The following is a 19775-nucleotide window of genomic DNA, read 5'->3' as shown; positions in this document are numbered from 1 at the left end:
AGGCCGGGACGGTGGGCACCTAGAGCATGTTGGTGGCGGTGCGGCGGGCGACGGCCATGACGGTGATCATGGGGTTCACGCCGGAACAGGTCGGCATGGCGCTGGCGTCGGCGATCCACACGCCGGGGGTGTCGTGCAGCTCGCCGGACGGCTTGGCGACCGAGGTCTGCGGGTCGGCACCCATCCGCGCGCTGCTCATCTGGTGGGCGCTGAACACCGGGGTGCCGCCGGGGCCGATCGGCAGCTCGTTGACCTTCGCGATGAACGCCTCCAGGTCCTCGCCGCGCTGCCACGGCGCGAACGGCTGGCCCGCCGCGTAAATCTGCTGCGCGCCCGCGGCCGCGTGCATCCGGATGGACGTCTCGATGCCCTCCCGGAAATGGCGGCGGTCGAGCTCGTCGGTGAACGGGTACCAGTGCACCGCCTCCCCGTCGGCGTCGATGGTGACGCTGCCGTTGCCGCGGTCCTTGACCAGGACGACCCAGTCGGCGCGGTTCTGGTACTGCCGGGCGAGTTCCTTGTGCTGTGCGCCGGACAGCCACGGGACGGTGGCGGTGAACAGCCCGGGCAGGTGCTGCACGCACTCGATGAGGTAGCCGTGCCCGTCGTGGACTTCGGCGAATTCGTTCATCACGCCGGCCATGGCGGGGCCCGACCACGGCTCCTGGCGGTCGTCGTAGATGCCGCTGACCAGGGTTGCCGGGTGCAACCGCAGGCCGGTGCCGACCGCGGGGCCGCCGATGCCCGAACGCAACAGCAGCGCCGGGGTCTCCAGGCTGCCCGCGGCCGCGACGACCTGCGGGGCGTTGATCAGCACGCGGTGCGCGGTGCCGGTGACCGGGTCGGTGTACGTCGCCTCGACACCCGCGGCCACTCCGTCGCGCGTGACGATCCGGTGGGCCCGGGTGTCGGGCAGCAACTGGGCGCCGGCGTCGGAGGCGTCCTGCAGGAACGTCTTCATGGTGCCCTGCTTGGCGCCTGTCTGGTCACCCATGCCGCTGTAGCCGACCAGCGCCGGGTCGAAGCGTTCCGGGTCGATGTTGAGCTGCGCGACGCCGTACGAATAGTCCAGTGCCGCAGCGCCTTCCGACAGGCGTTGGTGCGGTTCGTTCTGGACGGCGACCTTGTCGCAGCAGCCGATACGCTCGAACACCGCGGCCAGGTGCTCGTCGAACGACGGGCCGGTGACATCCGTCAGCCCGTACTCCTCGGCCCACGTCTTGCGGACGGTGGCCGGCGTCAGCAGCGAGTTGGACCAGTTGACGGTGCTGCCGCCACCGACCGTCGACCCGGCGGCGATCGAGACCATGCCGTCGGCGCTCGGGAAGAAGCCGCCGCGCAGGAACAGGTTGTGATAGGCGACGGGCTCGAGCTGCACGAAGTCCGATTCGTTGCGGTAGCCGCCGGCTTCCAGGACGATGACGCGCTTGCCCGCTGCGGCCAACACCGCAGCGGCAACGCCGCCACCCGACCCGGATCCGACGATGACGACGTCCGCGTCGAGCGTCGTATCCGCGGACGGGGTGATGACCGACAGCGTCTTCGGCGTCTGCGGCGGCTGTTGCGCGGGGCCGGGGTACCCCATGCCCGCCCACAACGGGTTTCCGTTCTCGCCGCCGGGCAGGCTGTAGGAGAACAGCACCGACAGCGTGTACAGGGCCGTCATGGCCGCGGTGGTCTCGGGCGAGATGCGCGACAGGTTGCCGACGATGACCTCGCGCACATTCAGCGGCTGGTTGTTGAGGCCGACCAGCTCGGCGGTGTCCAGCAGCTGCTGCAGGCCGGCGAACTTCTCGGCGGGCAGCTTGGCGATCAGGTACTGCTCGAGCACGGCGTCGGTGCCCAGGTCACTGCCTTTGGTGGCGAAGAATCCGGTGGGGTCGTCGTCGCGCCGCACCGCGGCGACGTAGGTGTCGACGATGGACTTCAGGGTCGCGCGCTGTTTGGTGGTGAATGCGTTGGCCATGGGAGTTGCTTTCGAAAGTTGTTGGGGAGAGGGAAGTTTCAGGGCAGCTGCAGGGACTTGGTCTCGAGGAATTCCTCCAGGCCCCACTTGCCGAATTCGCGCCCGTTGCCGGACTGGCCGTAGCCGCCGAACGGGGCGTGGATGTTGAAGGCACCGTCGTTGATCTGCACCTGGCCGGACCGCAGCCGGCGGGCCACGGCGATCGCGCGCTCCCGGTCCGCCGAGTACACGCCGGCGTTGAGCCCGTAGATGCTGTCGTTGGCGAGGCGGACGGCTTCCTCCTCGTCGTCGTAGGCCTGGATGACGAGCACGGGCCCGAAGATCTCCTCGCGCACGATGGCCATGTCGGGTGTGCAGTCCGAGAACACCGTCGGCCGGACGTAGAAACCGCGGTCGAGGCCGTCGGGCGGGGTCGGGCCGCCGGCCACCAGCCGCGCACCTTCGGCGATGCCCTGCTCGATGTAGCCGATGACGCGGTCGCGCTGTACCGCGGACACCAGCGGGCCCAGTTCGGTGGCCGGGTCGAAGGGATCGCCGACGCGCAGCGCCTCGGTGCCGGCGCGCGCAATCGCTTCCACCTCAGCGACTTTCGCGCGCGGGACGATCATGCGGGTCAGCGCGATGCACGTCTGACCGGAGTTGAGGAAGCACCGGGTCAACCCTTCCCGCACGGCCTCGAGGAGGTCGGCGTCGTCGAGCACCACCAGCGCGGACTTGCCGCCGAGTTCCAGGCCGACGCGCTTGACGGTCTGTGCGGCCACCGCGCCGATGCGGCGGCCCGCGGCCGTCGACCCCGTCAGCGACACCATGTCCACCTGCTCGTGCGCGACGAGCGTCTCGCCGACGCCCGGGCCGGTGCCGGTGACCAGGTTGAAGACGCCCGGCGGCAGGCCGATCGCATCGAACACCTCGGCCAGTACGTAGGCGTTGAGCGGTGCGACCTCGCTGGGTTTGAGCACGACGGTGCAGCCCGCGGCGAGCGCCGGCGCCACCTTGGCGGCGATCTGGTGCAGCGGGTAGTTCCACGGCGTGATCGCGACGACGACGCCGATCGGCTCACGGACCACCAGCGAGTTGTAGACCTGCTCCTCGAACGGAAAGCTCAGTGCCACATCGGCGATCGACACGAACGACTGCACCGGCAGCCCCGCCTGGACCACGTTGCTGTACGCGAACGGCATGCCGACTTCTTGGCTGATCAGCGTGGCGATCTCGGTCTGGCGGCGCTGCAGTTCCTCGGCGGCCAGCTTGAGGTAGCCGGCGCGCTCGGCGACCGGCGTCGCCGCCCACCCGGGAAACGCGGCGCGCGCGGCGGCCACTGCCGCCTCGGCATCGTCGGCGTCGCCCAGCGGGATGGTCGCGATGACGTCCTCGGTGGCAGCGTTGACGACCTCGAATCGCTCGGTGCCGATCGACGGCTGCCACCGGCCGTCGATGTAGTGCGAGTCGTGTTCGATCATCGGGTTGCTCCTGTCAGGGATCGTCAAAGATTTGTCACTGCGACCTATGCCATTCCCAGGGTGCGATGTGATGCCCGCCATATTCTTGGTCTGGCGGGACAACGAATCGCGCGACGTTGTTCGCGCGGACAAATGAGGAGCGAATGGATGCGGACCGATCCGGCCGTGACGGACTGGCTGGCGCAGTTCGCCGAGGCGTCGGAGCACCGGGAGACGCTCGACCACCTGGTCACCGTCGTCGATGACGAGATCACCGAGGCGTTGCCGATGTTCACGGACCCGACACTGCGCCGCGATCTCGATGCGAGCACCCGCTCGAACTGGAAGGGTTTCCTCGCCGTCGTGACGCGCGACATCGTCGACGTGCGACCGGCACCCGAGATTTACGACCTGGCGCGAACCCTCGCCCGCCGCGGTTACGAACTGCCGGTGCTGCTGGCGGTCTACCGCATCGGGCAGCGGTCCGCGTGGCAGTTCATCACCGAGACGCGGGTCGCCGCCATCGGCGACCCGGAGCTGCGCGCCGCGGTGCTGATGCAGCTCTGGCCGCGGCTGGCGGGCTGGCTGGACACCATGGTCGAGGCGCTCATCGTCACCTTTTCCGACGAACGCGACCAGTGGCAGCGGGGCGCGCGGGCCCGGCGCGCCGAAACCGTCCGGACCATCCTCGCGGGCCAGGCCGTCGACATCGACGACGCCACCACCGCGCTGTCGTACCCACTTCGCCAGCGGCACACCGCATTTGCCGTGTGGGTCGACGAGCCGGTGGCCGACGCCGACGTGCAACGGCTACTCGACGCCACCCCGGTCACCGTCAGCGCGGCCCTCGGTGCCGACCGGCCGCTGACGATCACCAGCGGAGCCCGTACCGTGTGGTGCTGGTCGGCCACGAAAGGACCATCGAAACCCCTGTCCGACAACGATATTGCCGCACTGCCCGAGTTCGTCCACGTCGCGCTCGGCACGTGCCATCCGGGTGTCGACGGATTCCGGCGCAGCCATGCCGAAGCGCTCGCCGCCCAGGCGGTGGCGCACCGCCGCGGCGCCAGTGCGATTCGCTATGACGACGTCGAATTGGCTTGTCTGGCAGCGGGTATCGCGGGCGAAGACGGCATGGCCACATTGGTGCGACGGGAACTGGGCGCGCTCGCGGCGGCCGACGACGGGGCGGCACGCCTGCGAGACACGCTCCGGCTGTATCTGGAGCACGCCGGTGACGCCCGGGCCGTCGGCGAAATCCTGAACCTGCACCCGAACACCGTCCGCTACCGCGTACGGCAGGCCGAAGGGTTGCTCGGGCACTCCGTCGACCACCGCCGCGTCTACCTCGAACTGGCGCTGCACATCGTCAGCGCCTTCGGCGCTGTTTAGGCCGCGCGACGATCAAGCGGCGAAGAACGAGCCGCGATGAGGAGTGCGGCAAATCGGATCAGGCGGCGCGCAGGGCGCGGCGCATCGCACCGATCGGGTCGGCGTACAGCCCGCCGAGGGACACCACACCGGCGCCGGCTTCCTGCACCCGGTTGCCGAACGTGGTGACGCGAATGTCCCTGACGCCCAACACCGTTCGCTCCGCGAACGCCTGCTCGACGAGCGGCAGACCCTCGGGGTACTCGGAGAAGGCCTGGCCACCGACGACCAGATCATCGGGGTTCAGCAGGTCGCGCAGCAGCGCCACCGCACCACCGAGCACGCGGGCCCGTTCGGCCAGCAGTTCGACGGCCGCGGCGTTGCCGGACCGCGCGGCGCGCAGCACCGCGGCGATGGTCGACGACGGCCCGTCCGCCGGCACGATCCGCTGCTTGCGGGCGGCGGCCAGCACGGCCTCGTCGCTGACGGTGGACTCGAGCCGCCCGCTGCCGCCGAGCAGTTCCGACTGCGCCGGCAGGCCCGAGATGGTGCCGGGGCCGCTGGCCGGCGAGTGCACCTTGCCGCCGATCGACAGCGCGTAGCCGACGGTCTCGCGGGCGTACACGTACAGGCTGGTCATGGATTCAGACGAGGCATCGGCGTCGATCTTGCCGCGGCGCGCGCCCAGCAGCAGTTCGGCGCCGGCCATCGCATCGACGTGCGACGCCAGCGACACCGGCAGACCCAGGGTCTGGGCCAGCACCGGGCCGACGGGCGCGTCGACCCAGCCGAGGCGCGGGTGGTCGACGTGACCGGTGGCACTGTCCACCACACCACCGGCTGCGACGCCGACCCACAGCGGGCGGCGCCGGTGCCAGCGGCTCAGATAGCGCTGCGCGCTGCCGGCGAGCGATGCCAGCGCGGCGTTCTGGTCGCCGCGCGGCGTGGGCGTCTCGACCACGTCGAGGGTGCGGCCGAACAGGTCGGTCGCGACGATCGCGGTGGTGCGGGCGCCGACGTGCAGGCCCAGGGTGAGGAACGGTTCGTGGTTGACCTCGACCGGAATGCGCGGGCGGCCGATGGCGCCGGCGACGGCCAGGTCGGCCCGCTCACGCAGCATCCCGGCGTCCAGCAGGGCCGTGACCTGGCGGTTCACCGTGGCGATGCTCAGGCCGGTGGCCTGCGCGATCACGTCCCGGGCGATGGGGCCGCGCAGCCGGGCCGCGCTGAAAACCGAGCCGGCGGCGGCGTCGGCGACGCGGAGCGACGGGGCGACGATGTGGTGCCGGGCCAGGAGGGTGCGCTTGGCGTGTGCGGCAGAGCGGACGCCGGAGGGGGCAGAAACGGTGGAGACGGAAGCAGGCATTTGGGTGTCCTAGGGAAGAAGTCGGGCTGGTGGGTCCTGGGGCCACACCTGCCGACAGCTAGGACGAAGATATCCGTGTCGTGAGTCAGGCGCAGCGCGAAGCGCGACAACAACAACACGAACGCCGCACAGCGACGCCGGATGCCTGACTGATGATCACGGAAGGAACTTAGCACGCCCACTAAGGTCGGTCATATGCCAGCTGACGAACGCTCCGTACGCATCGCGGTGGTCACCGGCGCCAGTTCCGGAATCGGCGCCGCCACCGCGAAAACCCTTGCCACCCTTGGCTTTCATGTCGTCTGTGCGGCCCGACGCGCGGACCGGATCACCGCCCTCGCAGCCGAGATCGGCGGCACCGCGGTTGTGACGGACGTCACCGACCAGGATTCGGTGGACGCGCTTGCGGCCCAGGTCAAAGGCCTGGGACCGGTACACGTCCTGGTCAACAACGCCGGCGGCGCCAAGGGTCTGGCGCCGGTCGCGGAGGCCGATCTGGAGCACTGGGACTGGATGTGGCGGACCAACGTGCTGGGCACCCTTCGGGTGACGCGCGCGTTGCTGCCCGCGCTGATCGATTCGGGTGACGGACTGGTCGTCACCGTCACGTCCATCGCGGCATTGGAGACGTACGACAACGGCGCCGGGTACATCGCCGCCAAGCACGGCCAGGGCGCCCTGCACCGCACGCTGCGCGGCGAATTGTTGGGAAAACCGGTGCGGCTCACCGAGATTGCGCCCGGCGCCGTCGAGACGGAGTTCTCGCTGGTGCGGTTCGACGGTGACGCCGAGCGCGCGGGCGCGGTGTATCAGGGCATCACGCCACTGGTCGCCGAGGACGTCGCGGAGGTCATCGGTTTCGTGGCGTCACGGCCGCCGCACGTCGATCTGGACCAGATCGTCATGCGGCCGCGCGACCAGGCGCCCTACAGCCGCTTCAGCCGCCGGCCGCAGTAGTCGTCGTCGGGGCCGGCAGACTCGAAGTCGAAGTCGACGTCGCTGTCGAGGTCGTCGTCGAGGTGGACGACGACGTCGACGGGGCGGTCGACGAAGTGGTGGCCGGGCCCGTCGGCGGCGGTGTCGTCGTGGTCGTCGGCGTACCCGAATACGTCGGTGCGTCGGTCGGGGTGGCCGGCGCACTCTGCGGGATGGACGTCTCCGGCGGTGCGGCGTTGGCCGGCGGCAACGCGGACATCGACACCCAGGTGGCCCAGTCGACGGCCCAGTCCCAGATGTCGCCGTCGGCGTAGGACAGCTGGATCGACGTGCCCGTCACCTCGACCGGGTCGCCGTAGATGGCGGTCTGGAAGTACTGCTGCGCGTTGTCGGTCGACAGGTTGATACAGCCGTTGGTGACGTTGGTGTTGCCCTGTGCGCCCGAACTGGCCGGGTTGGCGTGGATGAACTCACCGTTGTTGGAGATCCGCACGGCCCAGCGTTCGTGGACGTTCGAGTAGCCGGCGGCCGGGTTGGACATCCAGAAGTCCGCGTACTTCTCGGTGACGACGTGGATGCCGCTGCGCGTCACGTTGCGCGGCTTGTCGGCCTCGCCGTAGCTACACGGGAAGTCGAACAGCACGCCGCCGTCGGTGATCACCTGGATGCGGTGGCTGGTGGCGTCGGCCTTGACCACCTGGCGCCGGCCGATGTTGATCTCCAGCGTGCTGTCCTGCGCGCCGTAGGCGTCGTCGCCGAACGGGACGCCGTACAACTTCGCCGAGACGCTGACCTTGGTGCCGGGCGGGTAGTACTCGCGCGGCCGCCAGTGCATGCGCGCGCCCTCACGCTCGTCGGGCAGCCAGGCCCAACTGCCCTCGACCGGCGGGTCGGTGACGACCTTGACGTTGCGCTCGACCGAGGCCTTGTCGCTGATCGAGGAGTCGAACTGCAGGATGATCGGCGCCGCCACGCCGACGGTCTGCCCGTCGGCGAGCTGGAACTGGCCGTTGACCTGCTTGGTCGGGTTGACGGTCGTGAACGTCGCGGACACCGGCACGGACTTGCCGTCCCGGCCGACGACGGAACCGGTGAACGTGTACGTCGCGCCGAAGCCGAGCGGCTCGGCGGCGTTGAACGACGTGCGGTCCTTGTTGAACACCGCGGCGACGACCTTGCCGTCGCCGTTGGTCAGCGTCAGCTTCTGGAACCAGCCGTCGGTGACATCGACGCCGACGCTGCTGGTCGGCACCACATCGGTGGCGCCGTTGGCGGGCCGGTAGGTGATGACGGGCGCCGCGGTCTCTTTGGCAGGGGCCGAAGAGCCAGATCCGTTCGATTTGTCGGAGCACGCGGCGAGCACGCCGGAAGTGCCGACGGCAATCGCGGTCAGCATCTGTCGCCGGTTCACACTCACAGGTTCGAATTTACCTACAGCGAACAGCCGATTAAGCACGGTTCCGGTGTGAGATCTATCCCGAAAGCGGCCTTGACGCCGTCCCGAACCGTCCTGGCCAGCGCTAATACATCGGCGCTGCCAGCAAAGCCCCGGTTGGTCAGGGCCAGCGCGTGCTTGGTCGAGAGCCGGGCCGGGGCGCCGTCACCCGGGTATCCCTTGCCGAAACCGGCCTGTTCCACGAGCCAGCCGGCCGCCAGCTTGACCCCGTTCGGCGCCGGGTAATTCGGCACGGGACCGTCGGTGGCGGCCTGGATGCGTTCGAAAACGTCCTGCGCGACGACCGGGTTGGTGAAGAACGAGCCGGCGCTCCAGGTGTCGTGGTCGGCGGCGTCGGACACCATCCCCTTGCCGCGCCGCAACGCCAGCACCGCCTCGCGGACCTTGACCGCATCGACCCGGGTACCCGGCTCGGCGCCCAGGCGGGTCGCCAGTTCGCCGTACCGCAGCGGGGCGCTGAGCCCGTCCGGGTTCAGGGTGAACTCCACCTCCAGCACGACGGCGTGGTCGGAGTTCTTCAGCACGCTGTGCCGGTAGCCGAAATCCAGCGTCTCGGGGCTCACCCAGCTGTCAGTCCCGGTCTCGCGGTCGAACAGCCGGACCCGGGTGATGACGTCGGCGACCTCGGCCCCGTAGGCGCCGACGTTCTGCACCGGTGTCGCCCCGGCCGAGCCCGGGATGCCGGACAGGCATTCCAGCCCGCCGAGCCCGTGTGCCAGCGAGGCCACGACGACGTCGTCCCACAGCGCGCCGGCCTCGGCGCGCACCACGTTGCCGTCGACGGTGATCTCGGTGTTCGCCAGCAGCACCACCGTCAAATCACGCAGATCGTCGGCCACCAGCACATTCGACCCGCCCGCCAGCACCAGCACCGGGCCCGGGTGATCCCGCAGCGCGGTGAGCGCGCCGACCACCTTGGCGGTGGTATCGCAGGTGATCAGGCGGGCTGCCACCGGTCCGACGCGGAACGAGGTCAGGGGTGCCAGCGGCACGTCGTAGTCGACCGCCGCGCCCCCGATATCCGAACTGACCACGGCCGCTAACGGTAGCGTGGCCGATTATGGCCCGCTCTTTCGACATGGTTGCCGAATACCTCGGCACCGTGGCGCAGGTGCACACCGCCTTCTGCAACAAGGACTACTGGCTGGACCGGCTGGCGGAGGGCAGCGCCGACGTCTCGGCGCTCGACTCATTCGCCGAGGACGGCCGGGGCGGCACGGACATCACCACGACGCAGACCATGCGCGCGGCCGGCCTGCCCAGCATCGTCACGCAGTTCCACTTCGGTGACCTCAGCCTGGTGCGCGAAGAGCACTGGGGCCCGCTGACCGACGGCCGGGCCATCGGGACGGTGCGCAGCCGCGTCCCCGGCGCGCCGGCGACCATCACCGGCACGGGTGTCCTGACGGCCGCCGGTGACGGTGCGCGACTGGACTTCTCGGCGAACGTCGAGGTCCGCATCCCGCTCGTCGGCGGCAAGCTCGAGTCCATGCTGGGCCAGCAGCTGCGGTATCTGATCGAGCTGGAGCAGAAATTCACCGACGACTGGATCGCCGCCCGCTGGTGAGCCGCCCATAAACTCGGGCCATGAATTCGCCCGTGGGCCAGCCACGGAGTACACCTGTCGGCCAGCCGACGCGCGGCACCACGGGTTACAACCGGCTGCGCCGCAGCGACCGCTGGCTGGTCCACTCGCCACGGGTGCGGGCGCTGCTGCGCGCCGCGCCGGACCCCGTGGTCGTCGACCTCGGGTACGGCGCGCTTCCGGTGACCACCGTGGAACTGGCCTCACGGCTGCGCACGGTCCGGGCCGATGTGCGGGTCGTCGGTCTGGAGATCCACCCGGAGCGGGTACGGCTGGCCCGTGAACTGGCCGGCGACATCGTCGAATTCGGCCTCGGCGGCTTCGAATTGGCCGGGCACACACCGGTTTTGGTGCGCGCGTTCAACGTGCTGCGGCAGTACGACGTCGCCGACGTACCCGCCGCATGGGCGGAGATGACGGGGCGGCTGGCACCGGGCGGGCTGCTGGTCGACGGCACCTGCGACGAATTGGGACGACGCTGCTGCTGGGTCCTGCTCGACGCCGACGGGCCGGTGAGCCTGACGCTGTCGTGCGACCCGTTCGCCATCGAACGGCCCTCCGATCTGGCCGAGCGCCTACCGAAAGTGCTTATCCACCACAATGTTCCGGGCCAGCCGATCCACCGGCTGCTGCAGGCCGCCGACCGCGCCTGGGCCACCTCGGCCGGGCACGGGGTGTTCGGGCCGCGCGTCCGGTGGCGCGCGATGCTCGACCTGCTGGTGGCCGAGGGCCTGCCGCTCGAGCCGCCGCGGCGCCGGCTGCGCGACGGCGTGCTGACGGTGCCGTGGTCGGCCGTCGCGCCCACATCGTGACGACGAGCGCATAGGGTTCGCCGTATGTCGTCACCCCGCAGCCGACTGCAGTCGCCGGTCGTCCTGGCCTCGGCCGCGGCGGTGATCGTCGTCGCGCTGATCATCGCGGCCGTCATGAGCAAGCCGCGGCCCGCCCCCACACCGACCGAATCTCCTGCGACGTCGTCCCCGGCCGCCGCGGCGCCACCCCCGTGCCGGCTGGACACCGTCGTGACCGCGCTGACGCCGCGCCAGAAGCTGGCCCAGCTGCTGATGGTCGGGGTCAAGAACCTGGCCGACGCCCAGGCCGTCGTCCGGGAGCAGGAGGTCGGGGGCATCTTCATCACCAGCTGGACCGACTACTCGATGCTCGGCGCGCCCCTCGCCGCGCTAGCGCAGGAACCGCGGCCGCTGCCGCTGGCGGTCAGCGTCGACGAGGAGGGCGGCCGGGTGCAGCGGCTGAAAGGGCTCATCGGCAGCCAGCCGTCAGCGCGTGAGCTGGTTGCCGCCGGCAAGACCCCGGAGCAGGTTCGGGAGATCGCCCGACTGCGCGGCCAGGCGATGAAGGAACTCGGCATCACCATCGACTTCGCACCCGTCGTCGACATCACGAACGCGGCCGACGGCACCGTCATCGGCGACCGGTCGTGGGGCAACACCGCCGACGGCGTCACCGCCTACGCCGGCGCATACGCCGACGGCCTGCGTGACGCCGACGTACTGCCGGTACTCAAGCACTTCCCCGGCCACGGCCATGCCTCCGGCGATTCACATCAGGGCGGCGTCGTCACGCCGCCGCTGGAGCAGCTCCAGACGCTGGACCTCGTCCCCTACCAGACCTTGACGACGCAGCTGCCCGTCGCCGTGATGGTCGGCCACATGCAGGTGCCGGGCCTCACCGACACCGACCCGGCCAGCCTGTCCAAGGCCGCGTACGACCTGCTGCGGACCGGCGATTACGGCGGACGCCCGTTCCAGGGCGCCGTCTTCACCGACGACCTGTCCAGCATGGGCGCCATCACGCAGCGCTACAGCGTGCCGGAGGCGGTGCTCAAGGCCCTGCAGGCCGGCGCCGACACCGCGCTGTGGATCACCACCAAAGAGGTGCCGGCCGTCCTCGACCGGCTGCAGCAGGCCGTCGACGCCGGTGAACTGTCGCGCGAGCGCGTCGACGACGCCGTGCGGCACATGGCGGTGACCAAAGATCCGTCGCTGGCCTGCACCCGCTGATTACGCTGGGGCGCATGCGCATCGCACTGGCCCAGCTCGGCACGGGCACCGACCCCGAGGCCAACCTGGCACTGGTCGCCGATCACACGGCGCGCGCCGCCGACGCCGGAGCCGAACTGGTGCTGTTCCCCGAGGCGACGATGTGCCGGTTCGGTGTCCCGCTCGCGCCCGTGGCGCAACCACTCGACGGCCCGTGGGCCGACGCGGTCCGGGACCTCGCCGAACGTGCCGGCGTCACCGTGGTGGCGGGCATGTTCTGCCCGACCGCCGACGGCCGCGTCACCAACACGCTGCTCGCCACCGGCCCGGGCGTTGACGCGCACTACCACAAAATCCACCTCTACGACGCCTTCGGCTTCGACGAATCACGCACGGTCGCAAGAGGTTTCGAGCCCATCGTGATCGACGTGCCGACCGCCGACGGCGCCGTGCCCGTCGGCCTCACGACGTGCTACGATGTCCGCTTCCCGGAGCTGCACCTGGAACTCGCCGAACGCGGAGCGAAGCTGCTGACCGTCCACGCTTCGTGGGGGTCGGGCCCGGGCAAGCTCGAGCAGTGGACGCTGCTGGCCCGCGCCCGGGCGCTCGACACCGGCTGTTTCGTCGCCGCCGTCGACCAGCCGTACCCCGGTGATGAACTCGCGAAGAAGGGCCCGACCGGCAGCGGCGGCAGTCTGGTGGCCTCCCCCACAGCGGACATCGTGGTGCAGGCGGGGCTCGAGCCGGAACTGCTGGTCACCGACGTCGACCTGGCCGCGGTCGAGCGCGCCCGCGAGACCATCGCCGTGCTGCGCAACCGCACCACGATTCCGCGTAAGGCACAATCGCAAGGGTGACTGACCCCTGGGCCCGCCCCACCAATGAGGACGCTGCACCATCCGCCGAGCCTGCGCAGCAGGCCCCGGAGGCCCCGGGTGCCCAGCCCACCGAGGTGCTGACGAACGACGCACAACCGGCACCGGCAGCCGACGTCCCGCCCGCCTACGGCGCCGATACTCCGGCACCGCCCGCCTACGGCGGCGACGTCCCGCCGACCTCCTACCCGGCGCCCCAGCAGGTGCCCGCCACCGACCCGCCCAAGAAGCGCCGCGGTGTCATGGACCTGCTGCGCGACCCGATGTCGCTGATCCTGATCATCGTCATCGCGCTCGCGCTGTCGGCGGCCGGTGTGGTCGGCGGCGAGTTCTACGCGCGCAGCCGCGGCAACAGCGTCGTCTCGCAGTCCGTCCAGTGCGTCGTCCAGGACAAGGTCGACGTCCAGTTCGGCGCGACCCCGTTCCTGTGGCAGGTCGCCAACCAGCACTACGACCACATCACGGTGACCACGGCCGGCAATCAGCTGCGGTTCGCCAAGGGCATGAAGGCCCAGATCCAGATCGACGACGTCAAGCTCGAGAAGACCGCGAAGTCGGCCGGCACCATCGGTGCGCTCGACGCGACCGTCACCTGGTCGGCCGACGGCATCAAGCAGACCATCGCCGACACCGTCCCGGTGCTCGGTGGCCTGGTCTCCGACGTCACCACCGACCCGTCGTCGGGCACCATCGTGCTGGATGCGCCGATGACCCAGATCGTGGCCAAGCCGACGCTGTCGGACGGCACCATCTCGCTCAAGGTGGAGCAGCTCACCGGCTTGGGCTTCCTGCTGCCCCGCGAGTCGATTCAGCCGGCGCTGGACTTGTTCGCCTCGCAGCTGACGAAGGATTACCCGATGGGCATCAAGCCGGAAGCCCTGCAGGTGACCGGTACCGGTGTGACCGCGAAGTTCGGCACCAAGAACGCGACGATCCCGCTGGGCCAGCAGGACAGCTGCTTCTCCGGCCTCTGATCCCCCCGCTGACCCCAGGGATTTGTGCACGATTTTCCGCGGTGACCGCGGAAAATCGTGCACAAATCCCTAGTTGAGGCCGTCGAGGACGGCGCGGGTACCGGACAGGCCGAGCCGGGTGGCGCCGGCGTCCAGCAGGGCCACGGCGTCGGCGGCTTGCCGGATGCCGCCGCTGGCCTTGATACCCAGCGCCGGGACCGTCTGCGCCATGATCTCCACGGCCTGCACCGACGCACCGCCCGCCGGGTGGAATCCGGTGGAGGTCTTCACGAAATCGGCGCCGGCATCGGCGGCCGCGCGGCAGACGTCGGCCAGCGTCGGCGCACCGGCCATGGTCAGCAGTGCCGCGGACTCGACGATCACCTTCAGCACCGCCGTCGGGGCGGCCCCGCGGACCGCGGCGATGTCGGCGAACACCGCCGAGATGTCGCCGGCGATGGCGGCGCCCACGTCGATCACCATGTCGACCTCGTCGGCACCGCGCCGGCCGTCGGATCCGACGACCGACAACGCCGCCTCGCGGGCCTTGATCTGCGAGTCATGCTTGCCCGACGGGAATCCGACGACGGTCGCGATCTTGACGCGCTCGGGTACCTCGACCGCGCCGAGCATCGACGGCGACACACAGACCGCGCACACCCCCAGATCGGCGGCCTCCCAGCACAGGCTCGCCACGTCGGCGGCGGTCGCCTCGGGCTTGAGCAGCGTGTGGTCGACCAGTGCGGCCACCTGCTGGCGGGTCCAACTCATCAGAACGGCTCCTCTGTGCCACCGGGATTGCAACGTGCTCTCACCATCTGGTTGTCGTCGACCACCGGGCGCCACGGCTCGAGATTCCAGCTGGTTTTGCCGGGCGCGCCCGCCTCGGCGAAATACCAGTGGCACATGAACTGGGCGCGCATTCCCGGGGTGTCGGCGTCAGGTGCCAGGGTCAGGACCTCGGCCCAGGCCTCGTCCCCCGACTGCGTGGCGCCCAGGCCGGAGGCGCGCCGGCCGGCCGACGTCGGGTACACCCGCAGGCTCGTCGCACCGTCCCACTGCGTCCACCGGGTGTGGTCGACGTAGGGCGGCGACGGAACGGGTTGTGGAACGGGTTCGGTGGGATCAGCGGCGGACGGCGGAGCCAGCGTCAACGCCGCGGCGGCCAGCACGCCGCACAGGATCGAACGCACCGATTACCGGGATTTCCCTTGGACCTCAAGGAGTTTGGGCTTCACATCGACGAGGTAGACACCCGTGGCGCAGGCGGCGATCGCCGCGCCCACCGGCGGGCCGATGATCCAGCCCAGGACGGCACCACCGCCCAGGATCGCCAGCCACACCGGCTTGGTCAGCTTGTCGACCGCCGTGTAGGCGTCCGGCCGCTGCATGGCGGCATGCACGAACGCATAGACGGTCGTGGCCAGCACCGCGATCTGCAATGCGAAAAGGACGTAACCCACCAGGCTTCCGAGGTACACGCCCTCAGCCTATGTGGGTTACGTCCCTGACGTCGAACCTGATTACTTCTGAGTGACCTTCTTGGCCGGAGCAGCCTTCTTGGCCGGAGCCTTGGCGGCAGCCTTGGCCGGGGCGGCCTTGGTCGCAGCAGCCTTGGCCGGGGCCTTCTTGGCGGCCGGCGCCTTCTTGGCCGGGGCAGCCTTCTTGGCCGGGGCCTCTTCCTTCTCGGGCAGCTCGACGCCGACCAGCTTGGCGGCGCGCTCACCGACGGCGCGGGTCTGGCTGGCGACGTTGCCCAGGGCGTCCTGGGTCAGCTCGGTGACCTGCTCGGTGTAGTTCTCGACGCGGCCACGGACGTCCTCGACGCGCTCGCGCACGCTCTCGATCGACGACTGGGTGCGCAGGCGCTCCAGCGCGGCCTCGCCACGCTCGACCAGCTTGTTGTAGGTGGCCTGCGCGTTCTCGGCGTAGGTCTCGGCGGCCTTGCGCAGCTCTTCGGTGCTGAACTTCTCGCGCAGCTCCTCAACCTGGCCCGGCAGTTCTTCCTGCAGTTTGGTCAGGCGGGCGCGGCCCTCTTCGACACGCGCGTTGGCATCGGTGCGGGCCTCTTCGGCACGCTCACGCAGGCTCGCGACGATCTCGTTGACGGTGGCCAGGGCGAGGTCCGCGGCGCCGACGGCGGCGAACAGGGGGGCCTTCAAGTCTTCGATGGTGGGCTGGCTGGTCTCTTTGTTCTCTGCCATGTTCGTTGTTTCCTTTCTCGGGTACTGCGTTGGTCAGTTCGCTACTTGGTGAGTGTCAGTCGTCGTTGTCTGCTCCTCACTCGCGGCTTCCAATTCAGGCTGATCAGGAAGCGATTTGGACTCGGCATCGTTCTGCTGCCGGAAGGACGTGTAGATGTCGAGCAGCACCTGCTTCTGCCGCTCGGTGATCGAGAGGTCCGCGATGATGGCGTCACGCACCTCGCCGGCAGCGCTGGGCTCCAGAATTCCGGCCCGCACGTAGAGCACCTCGGCCGAAACCCTGAGCGCCTTGGCGATCTGGTTCAGCACATCGGCCGACGGCTTGCGCAGGCCACGCTCGATCTGGCTCAGGTAGGGGTTGCTGACGCCCGCCTTCTCCGCGAGTTGGCGGACCGAGACCTGCGCAGCCTCCCGCTGGGTGCGGATGAAGCTGCCGATGTCCTGGGCTGCATTCGACATGACGGCGGCGATATCTGCATCCTGCGCCATGTCGTACCCCTGTCTTCGTCGACCGCTTTTGGTTGGCGGTCCGTACCAAAACAACGGTACGAGGGGGTGCTAACTATTGCAAGCGCTAGCAAGCGCCAGCTAGCACTGTCAGACGAAAAGCTCGGCGATGGTGTAGATGACCAGGCCCGCCAGCGATCCGACGACGGTGCCGTTGATACGGATGAACTGCAGGTCACGACCCACATGGAGCTCGATTCGCCGGCTCGCCTCGTCGGCGTCCCAGCGCTCGATGGTCTCCGTGATGATGGCTGTGATCTCCGTCCCATATTGCGCCACAAGGTGTTTTGCGCCCCTGACGAGCCAGTTGTCGACCTTGTCGCGGAGCTCCGCGTCGTCCCGCAGGGACTCCCCGATGCGCACCACCGAGTCTGCAATCCGGGTGCGCAAAACTGACGACGGGTCGTCCACCGATTCGAGGATGATGCGCTTGGCGGTGCTCCACGCCGTCTCCGCCGCGCGGGCCACCTCGTCGCGCGCCAGGATCTGCTCCTTGATCCGCTCCGCCCGCGCGATGGTGTCCTCGTCGTTCTGCAGATCGTCGGCGAAATCGAAGAGGAACTTCGTCGCCGACATCCGCAGCTCGTGCTCGGGGTTGCGGCGCACCTTGTCGGTGAAGTCCATCAGCTCGCGGTGAATCCGGTCGCCCACGAGGTGGTCGACCCAGCGCGGCGACCACGTCGGCGAATCCCGCTCGATGACCCGCTCGATGATCTCGCCGGCGTTGAGCGACCACTGGAACGCCCGGTCGGCCAGCAGTTGCAGCAGGGCCTCCTGCCGCCGCTCCGCCAGCAGGCTCTCCAGCACCCGGCCGACCGGCGGACCCCACTGCGGTTCGGCGATCCGCTTGACGATCATCCGGTCCAGCACGTGCTGGACGTCTTCGTCGCGCAGCAGTTCCACCAGTACGCGCAGCACCGTCGACGCCTCGGCGGCCACCCGCGCCGCATGCACCGGTTCCGACAGCCACTTGCCCAGCCGGCTGGCGACCTGGGCGTCGCGCAGCTTGGTCTCCACCACTTCCTGCGACATGAAGTTCTCGCGGACGAAGGTGCCGAGCCCCTCGCCGAGCTGGTCCTTCTTGCGCGGAATGATCGCGGTGTGCGGGATCGGGATGCCCAGCGGATGCCGGAACAGCGCCGTGACGGCGAACCAGTCGGCCAGCGCGCCGACCATGCCGGCCTCGGCGGCGGCCCGCACATAGCCCACCCACGGCCCGGTCCAGCTGTACGCGCCGCCGCGGGCCTGCAACCACGTGCACACCGCAAACAGCACCGTCGCACCGAGCAGGAAGCTCAGCGCGACCGCTTTCATCCGGCGCAGGTTGCGGCGTCGCTCTTCGTCGGCCGTCCGGTCCGCGCCGGCAAACGACTCCGCGAGGCTGACGTGCGGTTCGAGGGATGCCTGGTGCTTCGGATGAGCTCCAGTTCCCGGCCTGGGTCGGTGTGCCACGCTTCCATCATCCTGTATGCCAGGCATGGTCGCCCCGTATTATTAAGCGGACCTAGCGGAATGGACGTACTGCGACCGTGGCACAGCAAAACGCACCCTCGTCGGCAAAAGCCGACGGGCGTAAACGACGCTGGCACCAACACAAGGTCGATCGCCGCAACGAACTGGTAGACGGCACCCTCGAAGCCGTCCGGCGCCGTGGCAGCAACGTCAGCATGGACGAGATCGCGGCCGAGATCGGCGTGTCGAAGACCGTGCTCTACCGCTACTTCGTCGACAAGAACGATCTGACGACCGCCGTGATGATGCGGTTCGCGCAAACCACGCTGATCCCCAACATGGCGTCGGCGCTGTCGTCCAACCTCGACGGCTTCGAACTGACCCGCGAGATCATCCGGGTGTACGTCGACACCGTCGCCGCGGAGCCGGAGATCTACCCGTTCGTGTTCGCCAACAGCTCGGCGAGCAAGAGCAAGGCCATCGCCGACTCCGAGCAGATCATCGCGCGGATGCTCGCCGTCGTACTGCGCCGGCGCATGGCGCATGCCGGCATGAACACCGGCGGCGTCGAGGCCTGGGCGTTCCATACCGTCGGCGGCGTCCAGCTGGCCACCCACTCGTGGATGTCGAATCCCCGCATGACGGCCAAGGAGCTCATCGACTACCTGACCATGCTGTCGTGGAGCGCGCTGCGCGGCATCGTCGAGGTCGGCGGATCACTCGAGGTGTTCAACTCGCAGCCCCATCCATCCCCGACACTGCCGAGCCATCTGCTTCACTGATCGCGTGACCTCCGATCTGCCGTCGTTGTGGACCCACGAACCGCACAAGCACCTGGAGTTCAAACCCGGTCTGCGCGTGAGCGACATCGATCCGGACGCGACTCCCGGATTCCGCGGCAAGAAGGCCGACGCCCCCGACCTGCAGGCCGAACGCAACGCGCGGTTCGCCGAACTGCAGGAGATGCTGTACGCCAACAGCCGCTCCGGAGACACCCGCTCGATCCTGCTGGTGTTGCAGGGCATGGACACCGCCGGCAAGGGCGGCATCGTCAAACATGTTGTGGGAGCCGGTAATCCGCAGGGAATTCGCTACTCCAGCTTCGGCAAGCCCACCGCGGAAGAGCTGTCGCACCACTACCTGTGGCGAATCCGCAACGCGCTGCCCACCGCCGGGCACATCGGGGTCTTCGACCGGTCGCACTATGAGGACGTGCTGATCGTGCGGGTGCACAACCTGGTACCGCCGCCGGTGTGGGAAGCCCGGTACGACGAGATCAACGCCTTCGAGCGCGAGCTCGTCGACGCCGGGACGACGATCATCAAGGTGGCGATGTTCGTCTCGCTCGACGAGCAGAAGAAGCGGCTGGCCGAGCGCCTCGACCGGCCCGACAAGTACTGGAAGTTCAACCCGGGCGACATCGACGAGCGGCTGCTGTGGCCCAAGTACCAGGAGGCGTACCAGGCGGTGCTGGACCGCACCTCCACCGACTACGCGCCGTGGCACGTCGTGCCCTGCAACCGCAAGTGGTACTCGCGGCTGGCCATCACCGAGCTGTTGATCGAGGCGCTCGAACAACTCGAGTTGTCTTGGCCACCAGCGGATTTCGATGTCGAGGCGGAGAAGAAGCGGCTGGCGGAGGCCTAGGGCCCGGCGCGGCCAAGA

The 19775-nt window shown here is 69.3% G+C and carries 19 protein-coding genes and 1 pseudogene; 9 read left to right on the top strand and 11 right to left on the bottom strand.

Translation table 11 applies throughout. From position 1 onward, the window contains the following. Positions 1-19: 19 nt before the first annotated feature. Together ACJH6J_RS07585 and ACJH6J_RS07580 are read right to left on the bottom strand one after the other, a co-directional pair. Complete coding sequence (locus tag ACJH6J_RS07585; RefSeq protein ID WP_212814600.1) at positions 20-1966, bottom strand: GMC family oxidoreductase; 1947 nt, start codon at positions 1964-1966, stop codon at positions 20-22. A 38-nt stretch (positions 1967-2004) separates the two neighbouring features. Beyond that, positions 2005-3426, bottom strand: a complete 1422-nt coding sequence (locus ACJH6J_RS07580) for an aldehyde dehydrogenase family protein (protein WP_406801526.1) — start codon at positions 3424-3426, stop codon at positions 2005-2007. A gap of 147 nt (positions 3427-3573) precedes the next feature. On the opposite strand from ACJH6J_RS07580, the gene ACJH6J_RS07575 reads away from it, so the two are divergent. Next, the gene (locus ACJH6J_RS07575) at positions 3574-4797 is read left to right on the top strand and encodes a PucR family transcriptional regulator (protein WP_406803771.1); all 1224 of its coding nucleotides are present in this window, start codon (positions 3574-3576) and stop codon (positions 4795-4797) included. Between the two features lie 58 nt (positions 4798-4855). Here the strand turns inward: ACJH6J_RS07575 and ACJH6J_RS07570 are convergent, their stop codons facing one another. Beyond that, the gene (locus tag ACJH6J_RS07570; protein WP_212807066.1) at positions 4856-6142 is read right to left on the bottom strand and encodes an ROK family transcriptional regulator; all 1287 of its coding nucleotides are present in this window, start codon (positions 6140-6142) and stop codon (positions 4856-4858) included. A 195-nt stretch (positions 6143-6337) separates the two neighbouring features. Here ACJH6J_RS07570 and ACJH6J_RS07565 point away from each other — a divergent pair, with 195 nt between their 5' ends. Continuing rightward, positions 6338-7099, top strand: a complete 762-nt coding sequence (locus ACJH6J_RS07565) for an SDR family oxidoreductase (protein ID WP_212807067.1) — start codon at positions 6338-6340, stop codon at positions 7097-7099. Positions 7100-7187: 88 nt separating this feature from the next. Here ACJH6J_RS07565 and ACJH6J_RS07560 read toward each other — a convergent pair. Together ACJH6J_RS07560 and ACJH6J_RS07555 are read right to left on the bottom strand one after the other, a co-directional pair. After that, positions 7188-8474: pseudogene (locus tag ACJH6J_RS07560) on the bottom strand (Ig-like domain-containing protein); the annotation flags it as partial. A gap of 35 nt (positions 8475-8509) precedes the next feature. Next, positions 8510-9568 (bottom strand): UDP-N-acetylmuramate dehydrogenase, encoded by a 1059-nt coding sequence (locus tag ACJH6J_RS07555; RefSeq protein WP_212807068.1) that lies wholly within the window; start codon positions 9566-9568, stop codon positions 8510-8512. Positions 9569-9594: 26 nt separating this feature from the next. On the opposite strand from ACJH6J_RS07555, the gene ACJH6J_RS07550 reads away from it, so the two are divergent. Genes ACJH6J_RS07550 through ACJH6J_RS07530 form a run of 5 tightly spaced genes read left to right on the top strand, consistent with a single transcriptional unit; the run spans position 9595 to position 13968 of the window. Then, positions 9595-10101: a DUF2505 domain-containing protein gene (locus ACJH6J_RS07550; RefSeq protein WP_212807069.1), complete on the top strand. Its 507-nt coding sequence runs from the start codon at positions 9595-9597 to the stop codon at positions 10099-10101. 20 nt (positions 10102-10121) lie between these two features. Further along, a complete protein-coding gene (locus ACJH6J_RS07545) occupies positions 10122-10931 on the top strand; it encodes a class I SAM-dependent methyltransferase (protein ID WP_212807070.1) in 810 nt (269 codons plus the stop codon). A 24-nt stretch (positions 10932-10955) separates the two neighbouring features. Beyond that, a complete protein-coding gene (locus tag ACJH6J_RS07540) occupies positions 10956-12140 on the top strand; it encodes a glycoside hydrolase family 3 N-terminal domain-containing protein (protein ID WP_212807071.1) in 1185 nt (394 codons plus the stop codon). Between the two features lie 14 nt (positions 12141-12154). Beyond that, the gene (locus ACJH6J_RS07535; RefSeq protein WP_212807072.1) at positions 12155-12976 is read left to right on the top strand and encodes a carbon-nitrogen hydrolase family protein; all 822 of its coding nucleotides are present in this window, start codon (positions 12155-12157) and stop codon (positions 12974-12976) included. Beyond that, the gene (locus tag ACJH6J_RS07530; RefSeq protein WP_212807073.1) at positions 12973-13968 is read left to right on the top strand and encodes a DUF2993 domain-containing protein; all 996 of its coding nucleotides are present in this window, start codon (positions 12973-12975) and stop codon (positions 13966-13968) included. Before ACJH6J_RS07535 ends, ACJH6J_RS07530 begins: the two co-directional genes overlap by 4 nt. A 69-nt stretch (positions 13969-14037) precedes the next feature. Here ACJH6J_RS07530 and deoC read toward each other — a convergent pair whose 3' ends face one another. The 6 genes from deoC to ACJH6J_RS07500 form a co-directional block, all read right to left on the bottom strand. After that, positions 14038-14718 (bottom strand): deoxyribose-phosphate aldolase, encoded by a 681-nt coding sequence (deoC, locus tag ACJH6J_RS07525; RefSeq protein WP_212807074.1) that lies wholly within the window; start codon positions 14716-14718, stop codon positions 14038-14040. After that, positions 14718-15119: a DUF2599 domain-containing protein gene (locus tag ACJH6J_RS07520; protein WP_371824583.1), complete on the bottom strand. Its 402-nt coding sequence runs from the start codon at positions 15117-15119 to the stop codon at positions 14718-14720. Before ACJH6J_RS07520 ends, deoC begins: the two co-directional genes overlap by 1 nt. Before the next feature lie 24 nt (positions 15120-15143). Then, positions 15144-15428, bottom strand: a complete 285-nt coding sequence (locus ACJH6J_RS07515) for a DUF2516 family protein (RefSeq protein WP_020101171.1) — start codon at positions 15426-15428, stop codon at positions 15144-15146. A gap of 42 nt (positions 15429-15470) precedes the next feature. Next, positions 15471-16151, bottom strand: a complete 681-nt coding sequence (locus tag ACJH6J_RS07510) for a heparin-binding hemagglutinin (RefSeq protein WP_212807076.1) — start codon at positions 16149-16151, stop codon at positions 15471-15473. Between the two features lie 33 nt (positions 16152-16184). Further along, positions 16185-16640 (bottom strand): helix-turn-helix domain-containing protein, encoded by a 456-nt coding sequence (locus ACJH6J_RS07505; protein ID WP_135356103.1) that lies wholly within the window; start codon positions 16638-16640, stop codon positions 16185-16187. Positions 16641-16748: 108 nt separating this feature from the next. Beyond that, positions 16749-18137 (bottom strand): DUF445 domain-containing protein, encoded by a 1389-nt coding sequence (locus ACJH6J_RS07500; protein WP_406801527.1) that lies wholly within the window; start codon positions 18135-18137, stop codon positions 16749-16751. 50 nt (positions 18138-18187) lie between these two features. Here ACJH6J_RS07500 and ACJH6J_RS07495 point away from each other — a divergent pair, with 50 nt between their 5' ends. Both ACJH6J_RS07495 and ACJH6J_RS07490 read left to right on the top strand, forming a co-directional pair. Beyond that, complete coding sequence (locus tag ACJH6J_RS07495) at positions 18188-18892, top strand: TetR/AcrR family transcriptional regulator (RefSeq protein WP_212807078.1); 705 nt, start codon at positions 18188-18190, stop codon at positions 18890-18892. A 4-nt stretch (positions 18893-18896) separates the two neighbouring features. Beyond that, on the top strand, positions 18897-19757 hold the full coding sequence (locus ACJH6J_RS07490; RefSeq protein ID WP_226519672.1) for a polyphosphate kinase 2 family protein: 861 nt from the start codon (positions 18897-18899) through the stop codon (positions 19755-19757). Positions 19758-19775 lie beyond the last annotated feature (18 nt).

This window comes from Mycobacterium sp. SMC-18, assembly GCF_045310895.1.
In the GTDB taxonomy this organism is placed as follows: Bacteria; Actinomycetota; Actinomycetes; order Mycobacteriales; family Mycobacteriaceae; genus Mycobacterium.
The sequence above is the reverse complement of the archived record's forward strand: the minus strand, read 5'-3'. Positions and strand labels throughout refer to the sequence as shown.

Excerpts from the sequence above, each read along its gene's own strand:
- ACJH6J_RS07580 (WP_406801526.1), bottom strand. The coding sequence starts at position 3,426 with ATGATCGAACACGACTCGCACTACATCGACGGCCGGTGGCAGCCGTCG.
- ACJH6J_RS07570 (WP_212807066.1), bottom strand. The coding sequence starts at position 6,142 with ATGCCTGCTTCCGTCTCCACCGTTTCTGCCCCCTCCGGCGTCCGCTCT.
- ACJH6J_RS07500 (WP_406801527.1), bottom strand. The coding sequence starts at position 18,137 with ATGCCTGGCATACAGGATGATGGAAGCGTGGCACACCGACCCAGGCCG.
- deoC (WP_212807074.1), bottom strand. The coding sequence starts at position 14,718 with ATGAGTTGGACCCGCCAGCAGGTGGCCGCACTGGTCGACCACACGCTG.
- ACJH6J_RS07550 (WP_212807069.1), top strand. The coding sequence starts at position 9,595 with ATGGCCCGCTCTTTCGACATGGTTGCCGAATACCTCGGCACCGTGGCG.
- ACJH6J_RS07575 (WP_406803771.1), top strand. The coding sequence starts at position 3,574 with ATGCGGACCGATCCGGCCGTGACGGACTGGCTGGCGCAGTTCGCCGAG.
- ACJH6J_RS07510 (WP_212807076.1), bottom strand. The coding sequence starts at position 16,151 with ATGGCAGAGAACAAAGAGACCAGCCAGCCCACCATCGAAGACTTGAAG.
- ACJH6J_RS07540 (WP_212807071.1), top strand. The coding sequence starts at position 10,956 with ATGTCGTCACCCCGCAGCCGACTGCAGTCGCCGGTCGTCCTGGCCTCG.
- ACJH6J_RS07545 (WP_212807070.1), top strand. The coding sequence starts at position 10,122 with ATGAATTCGCCCGTGGGCCAGCCACGGAGTACACCTGTCGGCCAGCCG.
- ACJH6J_RS07535 (WP_212807072.1), top strand. The coding sequence starts at position 12,155 with ATGCGCATCGCACTGGCCCAGCTCGGCACGGGCACCGACCCCGAGGCC.
- ACJH6J_RS07565 (WP_212807067.1), top strand. The coding sequence starts at position 6,338 with ATGCCAGCTGACGAACGCTCCGTACGCATCGCGGTGGTCACCGGCGCC.
- ACJH6J_RS07505 (WP_135356103.1), bottom strand. The coding sequence starts at position 16,640 with ATGGCGCAGGATGCAGATATCGCCGCCGTCATGTCGAATGCAGCCCAG.
- ACJH6J_RS07585 (WP_212814600.1), bottom strand. The coding sequence starts at position 1,966 with ATGGCCAACGCATTCACCACCAAACAGCGCGCGACCCTGAAGTCCATC.